General features: G+C 70.1%; 15 protein-coding genes. 12 read left to right on the top strand and 3 right to left on the bottom strand.

The annotated features are described in order from the left end of the window. Nucleotides 1–20: 20 nt before the first annotated feature. Nucleotides 21–1,043 (bottom strand): LacI family DNA-binding transcriptional regulator, encoded by a 1,023-nt coding sequence (locus CHC05_RS26830; protein WP_089253345.1) that lies wholly within the window; start codon nt 1,041–1,043, stop codon nt 21–23. Nucleotides 1,044–1,218: 175 nt separating this feature from the next. On the opposite strand from CHC05_RS26830, the gene CHC05_RS26825 reads away from it, so the two are divergent. Genes CHC05_RS26825 through CHC05_RS26790 form a run of 8 tightly spaced genes read left to right on the top strand, consistent with a single transcriptional unit; the run spans nt 1,219 to nt 10,452 of the window. Further along, on the top strand, nt 1,219–2,304 hold the full coding sequence (locus tag CHC05_RS26825; protein ID WP_179266388.1) for a Gfo/Idh/MocA family protein: 1,086 nt from the start codon (nt 1,219–1,221) through the stop codon (nt 2,302–2,304). After that, nucleotides 2,301–3,287 carry a Gfo/Idh/MocA family protein gene (locus tag CHC05_RS26820; protein WP_089253343.1) on the top strand — a complete coding sequence of 329 codons (987 nt, stop codon included), beginning with the start codon at nt 2,301–2,303 and terminating at the stop codon, nt 3,285–3,287. The genes CHC05_RS26825 and CHC05_RS26820 overlap by 4 nt, the downstream gene beginning before the upstream one ends. Further along, the gene (locus CHC05_RS26815) at nt 3,284–4,279 is read left to right on the top strand and encodes a Gfo/Idh/MocA family protein (RefSeq protein ID WP_089253342.1); all 996 of its coding nucleotides are present in this window, start codon (nt 3,284–3,286) and stop codon (nt 4,277–4,279) included. The genes CHC05_RS26820 and CHC05_RS26815 overlap by 4 nt, the downstream gene beginning before the upstream one ends. Then, nucleotides 4,276–5,352 (top strand): Gfo/Idh/MocA family protein, encoded by a 1,077-nt coding sequence (locus CHC05_RS26810; RefSeq protein ID WP_089253341.1) that lies wholly within the window; start codon nt 4,276–4,278, stop codon nt 5,350–5,352. Before CHC05_RS26815 ends, CHC05_RS26810 begins: the two co-directional genes overlap by 4 nt. Before the next feature lie 40 nt (nt 5,353–5,392). Further along, complete coding sequence (locus tag CHC05_RS26805) at nt 5,393–6,727, top strand: extracellular solute-binding protein (RefSeq protein WP_089253340.1); 1,335 nt, start codon at nt 5,393–5,395, stop codon at nt 6,725–6,727. Between the two features lie 7 nt (nt 6,728–6,734). Then, on the top strand, nt 6,735–7,664 hold the full coding sequence (locus CHC05_RS26800; RefSeq protein WP_144022787.1) for a carbohydrate ABC transporter permease: 930 nt from the start codon (nt 6,735–6,737) through the stop codon (nt 7,662–7,664). Then, on the top strand, nt 7,661–8,476 hold the full coding sequence (locus CHC05_RS26795; protein ID WP_089253338.1) for a carbohydrate ABC transporter permease: 816 nt from the start codon (nt 7,661–7,663) through the stop codon (nt 8,474–8,476). The genes CHC05_RS26800 and CHC05_RS26795 overlap by 4 nt, the downstream gene beginning before the upstream one ends. Beyond that, nucleotides 8,473–10,452 carry a beta-galactosidase gene (locus tag CHC05_RS26790; protein WP_089253337.1) on the top strand — a complete coding sequence of 660 codons (1,980 nt, stop codon included), beginning with the start codon at nt 8,473–8,475 and terminating at the stop codon, nt 10,450–10,452. The genes CHC05_RS26795 and CHC05_RS26790 overlap by 4 nt, the downstream gene beginning before the upstream one ends. Before the next feature lie 7 nt (nt 10,453–10,459). Here the strand turns inward: CHC05_RS26790 and CHC05_RS26785 are convergent, their stop codons facing one another. Together CHC05_RS26785 and CHC05_RS26780 are read right to left on the bottom strand one after the other, a co-directional pair. Then, a complete protein-coding gene (locus CHC05_RS26785; protein ID WP_089253336.1) occupies nt 10,460–10,837 on the bottom strand; it encodes a helix-turn-helix domain-containing protein in 378 nt (125 codons plus the stop codon). Next, nucleotides 10,834–11,229 carry a hypothetical protein gene (locus CHC05_RS26780; RefSeq protein WP_089253335.1) on the bottom strand — a complete coding sequence of 132 codons (396 nt, stop codon included), beginning with the start codon at nt 11,227–11,229 and terminating at the stop codon, nt 10,834–10,836. Before CHC05_RS26780 ends, CHC05_RS26785 begins: the two co-directional genes overlap by 4 nt. A gap of 157 nt (nt 11,230–11,386) precedes the next feature. On the opposite strand from CHC05_RS26780, the gene CHC05_RS26775 reads away from it, so the two are divergent. Genes CHC05_RS26775 through CHC05_RS26760 form a run of 4 tightly spaced genes read left to right on the top strand, consistent with a single transcriptional unit; the run spans nt 11,387 to nt 14,885 of the window. Then, the gene (locus CHC05_RS26775; protein ID WP_179266387.1) at nt 11,387–11,962 is read left to right on the top strand and encodes a TetR/AcrR family transcriptional regulator; all 576 of its coding nucleotides are present in this window, start codon (nt 11,387–11,389) and stop codon (nt 11,960–11,962) included. Between the two features lie 13 nt (nt 11,963–11,975). Further along, nucleotides 11,976–12,827 carry an aldo/keto reductase gene (locus tag CHC05_RS26770; RefSeq protein WP_089253333.1) on the top strand — a complete coding sequence of 284 codons (852 nt, stop codon included), beginning with the start codon at nt 11,976–11,978 and terminating at the stop codon, nt 12,825–12,827. A gap of 10 nt (nt 12,828–12,837) precedes the next feature. Next, nucleotides 12,838–13,716, top strand: a complete 879-nt coding sequence (locus CHC05_RS26765; protein WP_089253332.1) for a patatin-like phospholipase family protein — start codon at nt 12,838–12,840, stop codon at nt 13,714–13,716. Then, nucleotides 13,713–14,885 (top strand): macrolide family glycosyltransferase, encoded by a 1,173-nt coding sequence (locus tag CHC05_RS26760; RefSeq protein WP_089253331.1) that lies wholly within the window; start codon nt 13,713–13,715, stop codon nt 14,883–14,885. The genes CHC05_RS26765 and CHC05_RS26760 overlap by 4 nt, the downstream gene beginning before the upstream one ends. Nucleotide 14,886: the final 1 nt, after the last annotated feature.

Genomic DNA, 14,886 nt, shown 5'->3' with positions numbered 1-14,886 from the left:
AGCAAGACACCGGGGTACGGTCAGGGCTGCGGCGTCGAGTCTCGGATGACGACCTCTGTCGGCAGGATGATGCGGCGGGAGGTCAGGGGCTCGTCGCCGAGCATCGCGAACAGCATGTGGGCCGCCGCGTGGCCTGTGTCGTGCAGCGGCATCCGTACCGTGGTCAGGGCCGGGTGCGTGTGCACCGCGAACGATCGGTCGTCGAAGCCGCTGACCGCGAGGTCGTCCGGCACCGACAACCCGAGCGTCCGGGCGGCGTCGAGCACCCCGGCGGCGATGGTGTCCGACGCGCACACGATCGCGTCCGGCGGGTTGTCGCCGCGCAGCAGGTCGAGGGCGGCGGCGGCCGCGGCCGCTGTGTCGAACGGGACCGACGTCTCCCGGGCGCTGATGTCACCTGCGGCCTTGATCGCCGACCAGAAGCCCGCCGACCGTAGCTTGCAGGCCGAGACGTGGGTCGGGCCGTTGAGCAGCACCAGTGACCGGCGCCCGGCGTCGAGCATGAGCTGCGTCAACTCTGCCGCGGCCACGTCGTGGGTGCAGTCGACCCAACCCACCCCCGGCAGGGTGCTGCGATGGCCGATCAGCACCGTCGGCGCACCCAGAGCGACCAACTGCTTGATGATCGGGTCCCGGGCGCCGGCCGCCGGCAGCACCACCCCGTCGACCCGCCGGCGGGTGACCGTGTCCAGCACGTGCGCCGACTTCTGGCCCGACATCGTCAGCAGGAGCAGGTCATAGCCGGCCCGTTCGGCGGCGTCACCGAGAGCGCCGAGTAAAGCCGGGTACACGGGATGGAGGACGACCTCCGACGCGTGCAGCGGGAAGAGGACGCCGAGCGTGCGGCTGCGGCCGGTGGAGAGTTGGCGGGCCGTCGGGTCGACGCGGAAGCCGTGTTCCGCGATGATCTCGGCGATCCGGGCGCGGGTCGAGGCACCGACGCCGGGCTGGCCGTTCATCGCTCTCGAGACCGTGCCGGCCGAGACGCCGGCCAGGGCCGCGATGTCGCGGATCGTCAGCTTGTCGTTCTTCGCGGCTGTCACGCCGTTCGACCCCCAAGGTCAACGCAACCGGTTGCGTTGTTGCGGCGCAACGGTAGCAGGTCGGTAGCAGAAATCTTCTCGTAACCTCTTGTGCCCATCCAACGCGCAGGCCCAAGATAACGCAACCGGTTGCGTAAACCGGTTGCGTACCTGCCAGTGGCAAGGGAGAACATCTGTGTCTGACCTGGGCATCGGCATCGTCGGCCTGCACAACCACTACCACGCCTATCCGTTCGCCGACTACCTGCGCAAGGGCCTGCCGGGCATGCGGCTGGTGGGCGTCGCCGACGAGCGCGCCGACCTGGCGAAGGAGTTCGCCGCCGACTACACCGACGGCGTCTGGACCGCCGACTACGCCGACCTCATCCGCCGCGACGACGTCGACGCGGTGATCGTCACCTCGTACACCTCCGCCCACGCCGACCACGTCGAACTGGCCGCCGAAGCCGGCAAGCCCGTGCTGCTCGACAAGCCCATCGCCACGACGATGGCCGACGCCCGCCGCATCGTCGACGCGTCCGAGCAGGTCAAGGTCATGATGGCGTACCTGCTGCGCTATCTCCCCGCCTACCGCCAGGTGCTCGACGCGGTGCGCGACGGCGCGGTCGGCGACCTCGTCTCGGGCTTCTACAGCATCCGCTTCCCGGTCGGCGCGATCACCGACTCACCGAAGACCACGACCCAGGGTTGGTACGCGGACCCCGTGCGCGGCGGTGGCGGCGGCTTCCTCGACCACGGCGTGCACTTCACGGACTTCTTCCGCTGGTTCTTCGGCGCCGACGCGGTCAACGTGACCGGCCAGGTCGGCGCACTGACCTATAAGGACCTCGGCGTCGAGGACTACGGCATCGCCACGTACACACTGGACAGTGGCGCCATCGTGACGGTCGAGAGCACGTGGCACGCCGCCGACTACTTCGGGCCGCTCTCCTCCCCCGACCACGCCTCGCTGAGCGGCACCCGCGGCGAGATCGAGCTCCACTACCAGAAGAGCCCGCAGACCGAGATCCAGGGAATCGACCCGCCGTGGACCGGCCGGCGCTACCTCGACCTGGTCGGCGAGGAGCGGTACGAGGCCTGCTACCGCGACCTGCTCCTCGCCTTCCGCGACTGGGTCAACGGCGAGGAACCCGACGGGCTGCCGACCGCGTACGACGGCCTGAAAGCCCTTGAAATGATCCTGGGCGCGTATCGCTCGGCCGAGACCGGCGCCCGGGTGACGCTGCCGCTCGACGAGAACGTGGCGGAGGCAGCGGCATGACCGTCCGGATCGCCGTCGTCGGCACGGGCCGCATCGCCCGTGTGCACGCCGAGGCCTACCGCCACGTCGCGGGCGGTCGGCTCACCACCTGCACCGATCCGGTCGAGGCGGCCGCCAAGAGCTACGCCGAGGACTACGGCCTCGACACTCGCGAAGACTTCGAGGCCGTCCTGGCCGACGACGATGTCGACGCGGTGCTGCTCGCCTCTCCCAACGCGGTACACGCCGACCAGACCATCGCCGCGCTGGCCGCCGGCAAGCACGTCTTCTGCCAGAAGCCGATCAGCCTCACCCTCGAGGACGCCGACCGAGTGGTGGCAGCGGCGGGGAACACGGACCGCATCCTCCAACACGGCTTCATGCTCCGCTTCACGCCCCCACTCCCCCAACTCAAGCAACGCATCGTCGACGGCGACCTGGGTGACCCGATCGCGTCGCGCGCCGCCGTCTTCGGCTGGGAGCCCACCAACGACTGGTTCTACGACCCGTCCCAGGGCGGCGGCGTCATCCTCGACACCCTGGTGCACTTCGGCGACCTGGTGCAGTGGCTGTTCGGCCCGGCGGAGAGCATCTACACAGCCGGCGGCGCGTACGTGCTCGACGGGGCCAAGCGGCACCACAGCCCCGACAACGCGACGGTCACGGTCACCCACGAGACCGGCGTCGTCACCAGCATGTACGTCACCTGGACGGCCGGACACGGCAACTTCACCCTGGAGGCGTACGGCAGCGGCGGCAGCGCCACCGTCGACCTGGTCCAGGCGCAGGCGATGCGCACGTTCGCCAAGGGAGGCACGGGCTGGGGTTTCCCGGACCTGGTGTGGGACTACGGCTACCGCGGAGAGCAGCAGTACTTCGTCGACCGCGTCAACGGCACCGTCGACGGTGCCCAAGCCGCCACCCCGCAACAGGCCCGCGACGCCCTCGCCCTGGTCCTCGGCGCCCAACGCTCCCTGGACGAGGGCCGGGTGGTCAAGCCGTGACTATCGGCGTAAGCGTCGTCGGCGCGGGGTTCTGGGCTCGGGAGATGCATCTGCCCGCGCTTGCTCGGCTTCCCGGCGTGAAGATCACCAGCGTGGTGGCTACCACCGAGGAGTCCGCGCGGCGGGCCGCCGAACCCTACGGAGCCCGGGCGCTGACCGACATCGCGCAGGCCGCCGCTGATCCCGGCACCGACGTGCTCGACATCGTCGCTCCCCCAGACGTGCACCTGCTCGCGGTCGAGAGCGCTGCTTCCCATGGGAAGCACGCGATCTGTATCAAGCCCCTCGCTCGCGACCTCGACGAGGCCGACCGGATGCTTGCCGCCGTAAGACAGGCCGGCACCCGGCTGTTCTATGCCGAGAACGTGCCGTTCATTCCTGCCCTGCACGAGGCCAAGAAGGTGGTCGACGCCGGCGGCATCGGTGACGTCTTTCGGGTCAAGGCCTGCGAGGGCATCGGTGAGCCGCACTCCGACTGGTTCTACGACCCCGCCCGGTCGGGCGGCGGGGCCATCCTCGACATGGCCGTACACAGCCTCGAGTTCTGCCGCTTCTTCGCCGGAGCGCCGATCACCGGTGTGTACGCCGAAGCCGGCACCTTCGTCCACAACGGACGCACCGGCGTCGAGGACACCGCGGTGCTCACCCTGCGCTTCGCCAACGGTGTCATCGGCCAGTGTGAGGACAGCTGGAGCCTGGTCGGCGCGATGGACTCGCGGTTCGAGGTCTACGGCACCCGCGGCCGGATCCTCGTCGACAACCTCCACCGCCAACCGCTCCAGGTGGTCACCGGCACGAAAGGCTGGTCGTACCCCATGCCCATCGAAGGTCTCGTCGCCGACGGGCATCTCGCGATGCTCGGCCACTTCCTCGACTGCCTGAGGACCGGAGCACCCTCGCTCAGCGACGGCCAGGTCGGGCGCGACGTCCTCGCCGTCGTCGACGCCGCCTATCGGTCCGTCACCAGTGGACAGAAGGAGACAGTCCGATGATCCGGATCGGAATGGTCAGTTGGGCCCACGTACACGCGGAGTTCCGGGCCAAGGCGCTCAGTGAGCTCCCTGGCGTCCAGATCACCGCGATCTCCGACGACGACAAAGACCGCGGCAAGGCCGCCGCGCAGCGGCACGGCGTCGACACGTTCGTCGACGACTGGCGCGACCTGATGACCCGCGACGACGTCGACATCGTGATGGTGCACTCCGAGAACGCGAGACACGCCGACCAGGTGGTCGCCGCGGCCGAGGCCGGCAAGCACGTCTTCTGCGAGAAGCCGATCGCCACCTCCGTCGCCGACGCGACGCGGATGGCCGCGGCCGTCAGGCAGGCGGGCGTCGACGGGACCGCCGCGTTCGTCAGCCGGTTCTCCAAGGAGGCCGACCGGGCGAAGAAGATCGTCGACTCGGGTGTGCTCGGCCGGATCCTGCTGACCCGCAGCTTCATCGGCCTCGCGGGCATCGCCGAGATCGGCTGCCCGCCCGACATGACCGCGTGGATGTCCGACCCGGCGCTCGGTGGTGGCGGCGCCTGGATCGACGAGGGCTCGCACGGCGTCGACCTGCTGCGCTGGCTGGTCGACGACATCACCGAGGTCTCGGCGTTCACCGCCAACCGGCACAAGCCCGATCTCGACGGCGAGGACATCGCGGTAGCACTGCTCCGCTACGAGAACGGTGCTCTCGGTGAGATCGGCACGGTCTGGAGCCTGGCCGCCGACATCGGGATGCGCAACAACCTGGAGCTCTACGGCACCGAAGGGACGCTGGTGATGCGGGCGACCGACCCGTTCCCCCGCGTCGAGGTCTACCGGTCGGGCGACGACCCGCTCTACCGGGGCTGGACCACACCGCACATCGAACCCGACGCGGCGGAACCCCACGACTACGGCTCGTGGCCGCCGCACACCCATCACTACAAGCGTGAAGTCGCTTCCTACATCCACCGGGTACGCGAGGGCCTGCGGCCGTTCGGTCCGACGCTCGACGACGGTCTGGAATGCCTGCGGGTCATCGAAGCGGGCTACGCGTCAGCCGCGAACGGGGGCGGCGCCGTACCCACCCGGTGATCTTGTTGACAACGCACAGCCCCGGAAGGAGATTCGGATAATGGCAAGGCGAAAGCGATGGTCCGGATGGGCGGTAGCGCTGGTCGTCACGACCGCGCTGGCCGGGTGCAACTCAGGCGGCGACGGCGGCTCCGGCGGTTCGGGTGACCCGAACGCCGCACCGGCCACCGCCGGCGGCCCCATGGGCACGTTCCCCGACGCGAAGCTCGTCCTGTCGCGCTGGGCCGGAGACCCGTGGACCAGCGGGCAGAAGGACGCCGCCGCGCAATGGTCGACCGCGACCGGTGGCAAGCTCGAGATCGATGCGCTGCCCTACGAGAACCTGCACGACAAGCAGGCGCTGACGCTGCAGGGCGCCGGCGGGTACGACATCCTCTACGTGCACCCGAGCTGGTTCGGCGAGTTCGCCAAGGCCGGCTATCTCGCCCCGATCGACGACAAGCTCGCCGACGCCAAGCGCAACCCGGCCGACTTCTCCGCCGCCTCGTTCCTGCCGAACGTCCTGGAACAGGGCAAGTACGACGGCAAGCAGTACTGCCTGCCGGACTTCGTCTCGACGATCGTCCTCGCGTACCGCAAGGATGTCTTCGAGAAGGCCAACCTCAAGCCGCCGACGACGCTCGACGAGGTGGCGACCGACGCGGCCGCGCTCAACGGCAAGGACGGAATGGCCGGCATCGCCCTGCCCGGCAAGCGCGGTGGAGCGGTCGCCGACGTGATGGGCTCGTTGCTGACCGCGCAGGGCAACTGGTGGTACGGCACCGACGGCCGGAACACCCTCGACAAGGCGGCCGCCGCGAAGGCCGTCGACTTCTACGTCAAGGCCGCCAAGAGCGCGCCCAGCGGCGTGCTCAACTTCCACGTCGACGAGGCGTCGACCGCGGCGGCGCAGGGCAAGTCCGCAATGATCATCAGTACGACGCCGTCGTTGCAGGCCCTGGAAGACCCGGCCAAGTCGTCGACCGCGGGCAAGTGGGGCTACGTCCCGCTCGCGTTCACCGCCGACAAGCCGGCCGGCGAGCTCATCTACTGGAACTGGTGCATCGCCGCGAAGTCGCAGAACCAGGACGCGGCGTACTCGTTCCTGCAGTGGTACACCAGCGGCGCCCAGCAGGCGAAGGTGGCCGTGGCGGCGGCGACCGCGGGCGCGACCAAGGACTTCTATACCAACCCCGACGTCGCGGCGAAGCTGCCGTTCCTCGACGCGATGAACAAGGCCCTGACGACCTCGAACCCCCAGCCCAGCCTGGCTTCCTGGCCCAAGGCGCAGGACCAGATCGAGCTCGCTGTGCAGGAGGCGATCCAGGGCAAGAAGTCGCCCGAGCAGGCCGCCGACGTGATGTACGAGGCGGTTTCCGCGGCTCTTGGAGGATGATCTTCGGGTGGAAACCCTGACGCGGCCCGGACCGGTGGAGACTCCGGTTCGGGCCCGGCCCCGGCGGGCCGGACGCGGACTCGGGTACGGGATGCTCACGCCGTCGCTGGTCGTGCTGGCGATTCTGATCATCCTGCCGCTCGCGTACTCGCTGGTCCTCTCGCTCTTCTCCTGGAAGCTCACCGAGATCAACCTGCCGAAGCCGTTCGTCGGCCTCGACAACTACACGCGCCTCCTGCACGACCCGGTCGTCGGCCGGGCCCTGGTCAACACCGTGATCTACGTGGTCGGTGCGATCGGCGTCGAGCTCGTCCTCGGCTTCGTCGTCGCGGCGGCGCTGTTCGAGATGACCCGCGGCCGAAAGCTGGCCAACGCGCTGATCCTGCTCCCGATGATCATCGCACCGGTCGTCACCGCCCTGCTCTGGCGCTACCTGCTCGACCCGCAGTTCGGCCTGGTGTCCCAGTTCAGCGGCGCGGTCGGGCTGCCCAGCGGGATCGGCTGGTTCGGCTCGTCGGGTCTCGCACTGCCGGCCCTGATCGTGGTCGACGTCTGGCAGTGGACCCCGTTCGTCGTCTTGATCATGCACGCCGGAATGCTCGCCATCAACGAGGAACAGTTCGAGGCGGCCCGCGTCGACGGCGCCGGCCACCTGCGCATCCTGCGCAGCATCGTGATCCCCGCGATCGTCCCGCAGATCCTGCTGATCCTGCTGTTCCGCACGATGGACACGTACCGCATCTTCGACACGGTCTTCGTCCTGACCAAGGGCGGCCCGGGCCTGTCGACGGAGACGATCGGGCTCTACACCTACCGGACGGGATTCTCCTACTTCGACATGGGGTACGCGATGGCGCTGAGCGTCTTCATCCTCGTCACGGTCCTGGTCATCTCTGGCATCTACATCAGACTGTTGCGTAGGCGGGAGGCGTTGTGAACCGCTGGAGGGTCGCGTCGTACGCCATCGTCGTCGTGTTCCTGCTCGTCGTCCTCGTGCCGATCGCGGCCGTGGTCGTCAACTCCCTGAAGGTGCCGTCGGACATCTTCACCCCGTCCTTGAAGCTCGTCTTCACGCCGACGCTCGACAACTACGCCAAGGTGCTCGGCGACCTGGAGTTCTCGTCGTTCCTCGTCAACAGCACGCTGGTCGCGCTCGGCAGCACCGCGCTGTCGCTGGCGGTCGGGGTGCCGGCCGCGTACGCGTTGGCCCGCCTGCCGATCCGCGGACGCGAGCTGTGGGCGGGCGGGATCCTGTTCACCCGCATGGTGCCGGCGGTCGCGCTCGTCGTGCCGATGTACGTCATCTTCCAGCGCGCTTCCCTGCTGGGCACCTACTTCGCGCTGATCGCCGCGCACACCACGTTCAACCTGCCGATCGTCATCTGGATGATGCGGTCGTTCTTCGAGGAGCTGCCACCGGACCTGGAGGAGGCCGCGCTCGTCGACGGCTCGGGCCGGTTCGGCGCGTTCTGGCGCGTGGCCCTGCCGCTGACCGCGCCGGGCCTGGCCGCGACCGCGGTGCTGTGCCTGCTGTTCTCCTGGAACGAGTTCCTGTTCGCGCTGGTGCTCTCGGGCCGCGACACCCAGACGGTGCCGATCGGCGTCGCGAGCTTCATCGGCACGGTGTCGGTGGACTGGGGCGGCAGCTCGGCGGCGGCCGTACTCGCGCTGATCCCGGTCTTTGTTCTTGGCTTGGCCGCGCAGCGCTTCCTGGTGCGGGGCCTCACTTTCGGGGCGGTGAAGGGATGATCGTCGGAGCGCAGTACTACCGTCCACCGAACCCGCCCCGCGACGACTGGGAGCGGGACCTGCGGCGGATGCGGGAGGCGGGATTCGACACCGTCAAGCTGTGGGCGTGCTGGTCGTGGATGCAGCCGACCCCGGGAGCGATTGACTTCGACGACCTCGACACGCTCTTCGACCTCGCTCACCGGGCGGGCCTCGGGGTGGTCGTCAACACGATCCTGGAGAACGCGCCCTACTGGCTCGCCGCAGCACACCCGTCGGCGCATTACCAAGATCAAGATCAGCGGGTGGTACGACTGACGGCCGCGATGAACACGCCCGGCGGGGGCTGGCCGGGGTTGTGCTTCGACAACCCCGGGGTCGCTGACGCCGCGTCGGCGTTCCTCACGGCCGTGGTCGAGCGCTATCGCGACCATCCGGCGCTGCGGGTCTGGGACGTGTGGAACGAGCCGCACCTCGAACCCGCGTCGTATTTCCCGGACCGGCTCTACTGCTACTGCGACGCCTCGGTGGCGGCGTTCGTGGCCGGGCTGCGGGAGCGCTACGGCTCACTGGACGCACTGAACGCGGCGTGGGCGCGGCGGTTCTCGTCGTGGGACCAGGCGGAGCCGCCCCGCGTCTTCGAGGCCGTGCCCGACATGCTGGACTGGCGTGGGCACTGGTTCCGCACTTTGACCTCGTGGCTGGACCGACGGTGCGCGGTCGTCCGAGCCGCCGATCCGGAGCACCCGGTGATGACGCACGTGGCGCTGAGCGGCTTCACGGGCCAACTCGCGACGCACACCCTGGACGAGTACGCACTGGCCTCCACTGTGGATATCTTCGGCACGTCGAGCTTCCCGACCTGGCTGATGGGCGACGACCACGTCGAGCACTTCTTCAACCTCGACACGGCCCGCGGCGCGGCAGTGGGCAAGCCGTTCTGGCAGGCAGAGCTCCAGGGCGGCCGCGGCCGGCGGGACGGCCCACGCAGCACACCACACCCGGACCCGTCGACGGTCGCCCTGTGGATGTGGAACGCCCTGGCCTCCGGAGCATCGGGCGTAGTCTTCTGGCAGTGGCGTCCGGAGCTGCTGGGCCCGGAGTCGCCGGGCTACGGCCTGTGCACACCCGACGGCTCACTGACCCCGCGGGTCGCGGCGGCGTCGGCGTTCGCCGCGGCCACGCGGTCGCTGGAGGGTGCGGTCGCGGCCCCCGGCTCGATCGGCCTACTGGTGTCACGGGCCTCGGCCCTGCACGCGTTCGCGACGGACCGCACAATGAACCTGTACCGCGACGCGGTCCTGGGCGCCTACCGCCTGCTGCTCGACGCCGACCTGCCGGTCGAGGTGCTGCACGCGGACCGCATCGCCGACGCCGGTGTTCCCGACCACATCGAGTCCCTCTACTGGCCTATGCCGTCGGTGGCCGGCTCGCCGCTGGCGGCAAAGCTCAAGGCGTTCGTCCACCGTGGTGGGACGCTGCTGTCCGAGGCGGCGCCCGGCGAACACGACGACCTCGGCTGGCGCCGCCCCTCGGTGCCGGGCGCGGGCCTGGCCGAGCTGTTCGGCGCCCGGCAGGTCGACGCCGACATCGCCACCGAGGTCGAGGTGGGTGGGCTGAGGGGTGCCTGGCAACGGGAAACCCTGACGGTAGCTGGCGGCGACGTGCTGGCCACCTTCGACGACGGCACGCCGGGAATCGTGCGCCGGGGAGGCGCGGTGCTGGTCGCGACGTACCCGTCGCTCGCGTATGCCCAGACCCGCGACGCGAGCACGAGGTCGACTCTGACCGCGCTGCTCGCACCGACACACCAGCGGATTCTCACCTGGTCCGACCCGACACCGGGTCTGATCCACCGCGTCCTCACCCTGCCGTCGGGCACGCGGGTCGTGGTCGCCGTCAACTGGACCGCCGAGGACCAGAAAGCCACCCTCGCCGGCGACCCCGTCACGGTCCCGGCCCGCTCGGGCCGCGTGCTTCCGGACGTGGAGGCGTAGCCAATCGTCAGTGCCTAATTAACGGCGTGAGGTTTATTTCGATGTCGTGTCCGGCGATGGTGACGACGACCCTCGGATTGTCGCCGGCCGCGGCCAGATAGCCGGCAAGCGTGGATAGCAGCATGTCCGGGCGGCTTTCGATGCGGCTGATCTCCGACTGCGCAACGCCCATGGCTCTTGCTAGCTCAACCTGCGTGAGATCCGCTGCCTTACGCACTGCAGCGAGGTTCTCAGCATAGGTCCTATCCGCTTCAGCCATCTCGACGCGAATGCTGTCGACGCGCTCGGCTGCACCACGTCGTGATCGCAAGCGAGCGATTCGTTCCTGTGTGGCTTCGGTGCCAACAAACGTGGTGGCCTCAGGGTCAGTGGGCTGGCTAGTCATCGGACGCCTCCATCGGTCAATCTGAGGTAGGCCGCGATCACCTGGTCGGCGCGGCTGCCGACGCTGCTGTAGAACACGTCGCCCATCTGTGCCTTGTCGTTGGCAAACAGGACGATCATCGGTGGTGCGTCGGGCGGGAACCAGACGATCAGGCGTATCGCGATGCCTTCTCGGAACGGGTGCGAGATCCGCCAGACGAGGTACTTGCCGGATTGTCGGACCCGTCGCAATGTCGGCGTGTCATCAGTTGGCGGCTCTTTGAGATCCTGCAGGTATTCCAGTTGCGCGTTGACAAGATCGAGTTGAGCTAGCGCCCGCGCGTCCCCATCGCTCGCTCGGCCCTCAAGCTGGGTAAGCCACGTGTTGAACTCACTCGACCAGTCGATCAGCACCTAACCAATATAGCACCAACAGCATATTCGACGCTCTACCTTGCCACGCTTGGACGGGACTCGACCCCAGGTGTGACCACCACCACTAAACAAGATGGCCCTTCTGTTTGTATGCTCGCTAACGGAGGGGTCGTTCTGTTTGGTTGAGGAGGTCGCCGTGCCCAAGTTGACCGAGGCGCGTAGTCGGTTGCGGCGCGACCAGATCGTCGAGGCCGCTCGGCGGTGTTTCGTGCGCAACGGCATGGAGCGCACCTCCGTCGCCGACATCACCGCGGAGTCCGGGCTGTCCGCCGGCTCGATCTACGCGCACTACAGCAGCAAGGCCGAGATCGTCCTCGCTGTCGTCCAGGACGTGATGGATCGCCGGGCCGCGATCCTGGCCGCGTACGCCACCGGCACCCGGCCGCCGAGCCCCGCGCAGGTGATCGCCCACCTCGCCGCCGCGACCGAGCGCGACGACGCGCGCGTCGCCCTCCAGGCCTGGGGTGAGGCCACCACCGATCCCGCCATACACGACGTCGTGGTGGCGATGATCGACCGGATTCGGGGTCTGTTCCGGGACAGCTGCGCGCAGTGGCTCGTCACGACGAAGGACCTCGCACCGTCCGACGCCGGCCCGCGGGCCGAACGGCTCGCCGACCAGCTCGTCGCCGCCTACCAGGCCCACCTCGTCCGCGCCGCGCTCGGCGCGCCGGCCGCCATCGACGACGCGGCCATCGACGCCATCAGTTGACCAGGAGCACACAATGAAGAACCGCCCCGGCGGCATCGGCCGCCTCGCCGCCCACGACGTCTCCCGCATCGGGTACGGAGCCATGCAGCTCGCCCGCCTGCGCGACGATCGCCCCGCCGCCGTCGCGTTGTTGCGCCGTGCCTTCGAGCTCGGCGTCGACCACGTCGACACCGCCCACGTCTACGCCGCCGGCTTCGTCAACGGGCTCGTCCGCGACGCGCTGCGGCCCGCCGACAGCGTCGTCGTCGCGACCAAGGTCGGCATGGACCCCGACCCGGGCGGTCGTTTCCCGATGCGTCCCGCCCAGCGGCCCGCCGACCTGCGCGCCAGCGTGCAGGACAACCTGCACAGCCTTGGCGTCGACCACCTGCCGGTGGTGTACCTGCGCCGGTTCGACGTCGGCGCCCGGATGCCGCTCGACGACAGCCAGGTGGTCGACCTCGACGACCAACTCGCCGCGCTGGTGGCGATGCGCGACGAGGGCACGATCGGGGCGATCGGGCTCAGTGCCGTCGACCTCGACGGGCTCAAGCGCGCGATCCCGGCCGGCATCGCGGCCGTCCAGAACTCCTACAGCCTGCTGCAGCGCGACCACGAGGACCTGCTGCACCTCTGCCTGGCCGAGGGCATCGCGTGGGTGCCCTTCTACCCCCTCGGCGGCGCCTCTCCCGGCCTGCCGAAGGTGACCGAGGAACCGCGCGTCCTGAAGACGGCGGCCGACCTGGGTGCCACCCCCGCCCAGGTCGGCCTCGCCTGGCTGCTCCAGCACTCCCCGAACGTGCTGCTCATCCCCGGCACCGGCAACGCCGAGCACCTGGCGGCCAACGTCGCCGCGGGCGCCCTGAGCCAGCTCGACATGACCTGAGAGGCGGAGCATGGGACCGGAGCCGGCGGGCCTGCACGACCTGCCCCGCCCCGTGGCCGTCGCCCTCGGCGGCGGTGGCGTGCTCGGCGCCGCGCACGTCGGCGTCGGGCACGCGTTGGAGCAGCGCGGTTTCGTCCCGGACCTGATCGTCGGGACCTCGGTGGGTGCGCTCACCGGAGCGATCGCCGCCGCCCACCCCGACAGCGCCGCGCCATGGCTGGAGCAGGTGTGGACCCGGCTGCGGCGCCGGGAGGTCTTCCCGTTCGGCTACCCGCCCTCGCGGGCCAGCGTCTTCGCCGACCGCGGCCTGCGCCGGCTGATCGCCCGGGCGGCCCTGCCTGCGCGGATCGAGCGGCTGCGGGTCCGCTTCACGGCGGTCGCGATGGACCTGGTCACCGGCGAGCAGGCGCTGCTCGACCGAGGTGACCTCGAGTCCGCGCTGCTGGCCAGCACCGCCATCCCGGGCGTGCTGCCGCCGGTCACCCGCGAGGGCCGGATCCTGGTCGACGGCGGCGTGACGGCGTACGTCCCGGTGCGCGCCGCCCGCCAGGCCGGCGCGGCCAGCGTGGTGGTGCTGTCGACCGGTCCGGAGAGCGGCCCGCTGCCGCACATCGCCCCGCGCCGCCGGGCGGACGCGATCGCCGCCCGCGCCGGCCTGCTGATGATCCGCCACCAGATCGAGCGCGACCTGCTCGAGGTGGCCGCACAGATCCCGACCGTCGTGCTGCCGACCGGGGTCGACGCCTGGCCCGCGCCGTGGGACTTCGACCAGTCGCAGCGGCTGATCGACACCGCGGCCGCCACGGCCGGACGGTTCCTGGACCGGCTGCGGGTCAGCGGTCCCGGCCTGTACCGCACGGACAGTCCAGCGAAAGAGGTGGTTCGGTGAGCACCATCGCGTTCGTCAACATCCCCATGCACGGTCGGGTCAACCCGACGCTGCCCGTCGTGGCCGAGCTGGTCCGACGTGGACACTCCGTCACGTACCACACCTCGCCCGCCTTCGGCGCGGAGGTCACGGCCGCCGGCGCGACCCTGTGCCTCTACCCCGGCGGCGACCAGCCGCTTCCCGACCCACCGACGCCGGCCACGTTGCTGGCGGGTTTGGCGCAGACCGCCGTCGCGGTGCTGCCCACGGTGCTGGCCGACCTGCGCCGCACCCGGCCCGACCTGATCGTCCACGACGCGGCGTGCCTGTGGGGCGCGGTCGCCGCCCGCGAGCTCGGCGTGCCCGCGGTGGCCTCGTTCACCACGTTCGCGTTCAACCGGCAGGTGCCGAGCCCCACCCGCGGCTCGTGGGAGCTGCTGGCCGCCGCGGTTGCCCGTCCCCGTACGCTGCGCTCCTTCGTCAGGTCCCAAGTGGACCTGCACCGGCGCTTCGCGGCGCGCGGCCTGCCGCTGCTCGACCTGGGCAACATCGCCGAGCCGCTCAACCTGGTCTACACGTCGCGGGAGTTCCAGCTCGGCGCCGACAACTTCGACGCGTCGTTCCGGTTCGTCGGCCCGAGCATCGGCGCGCGCCCGGCCGATCCCTCGTTCCCGATCGACGAGCTCAAGGAGCCGGTGGTGTACGCGTCGCTCGGCACGGTGTTCAACGCCGAGCCGCGCCTGCTGCGCGCTCTCGCCAGCGCCCTGTCGCCCCTGGCCGGCACCGTGGTCGTCGCCACCGGGCAGACCGATCCCGCCGCGCTCGGCCCGCTGCCGGCCAACGTGCTGGCCCGCCGCTCCGTGCCGCAGTTGGAGGTGCTGGAACGCGCGTCGCTGTTCGTCACCCACGGCGGCATGAACAGCGTCAACGAGGCCATGCACGCCGGGGTCCCGATGCTGGTCGTCCCGCAGGGCGCCGACCAGCCGCTGGTGGCGGCCCGCGTCGTCGAGCTCGGCGGCGGCCTGACGATCCGGACCGAGGACGTCGAGGTGCTGGTCGTACGCGAGCTCGCGCAGCGCCTGCTCTACGAGCCCCGGTTCCGGGCGGCCGCCGACCAGCTGCGGGCGGCTCAGCGCGCGGCGGGCGGCTTTGAGCGCGCGGCCGACGAGCTCGAGTCGGTGTGGGGCTGAG

The organism is Asanoa hainanensis (genome assembly GCF_900188485.1).
Classification (GTDB): domain Bacteria; phylum Actinomycetota; class Actinomycetes; order Mycobacteriales; family Micromonosporaceae; genus Asanoa; species Asanoa hainanensis.
Note: the sequence above shows the minus strand (reverse complement) of the source record. Positions and strands in the feature narration are given on the sequence as shown.

Bases quoted from the DNA above. Each gene is read 5' to 3' on its own strand.
- CHC05_RS26820 (WP_089253343.1), top strand. From the start codon at position 2,301: ATGACCGTCCGGATCGCCGTCGTCGGCACGGGCCGCATCGCCCGTGTG.
- CHC05_RS26810 (WP_089253341.1), top strand. From the start codon at position 4,276: ATGATCCGGATCGGAATGGTCAGTTGGGCCCACGTACACGCGGAGTTC.
- CHC05_RS26805 (WP_089253340.1), top strand. From the start codon at position 5,393: ATGGCAAGGCGAAAGCGATGGTCCGGATGGGCGGTAGCGCTGGTCGTC.
- CHC05_RS26790 (WP_089253337.1), top strand. From the start codon at position 8,473: ATGATCGTCGGAGCGCAGTACTACCGTCCACCGAACCCGCCCCGCGAC.
- CHC05_RS26785 (WP_089253336.1), bottom strand. From the start codon at position 10,837: ATGACTAGCCAGCCCACTGACCCTGAGGCCACCACGTTTGTTGGCACC.
- CHC05_RS26770 (WP_089253333.1), top strand. From the start codon at position 11,976: ATGAAGAACCGCCCCGGCGGCATCGGCCGCCTCGCCGCCCACGACGTC.
- CHC05_RS26765 (WP_089253332.1), top strand. From the start codon at position 12,838: ATGGGACCGGAGCCGGCGGGCCTGCACGACCTGCCCCGCCCCGTGGCC.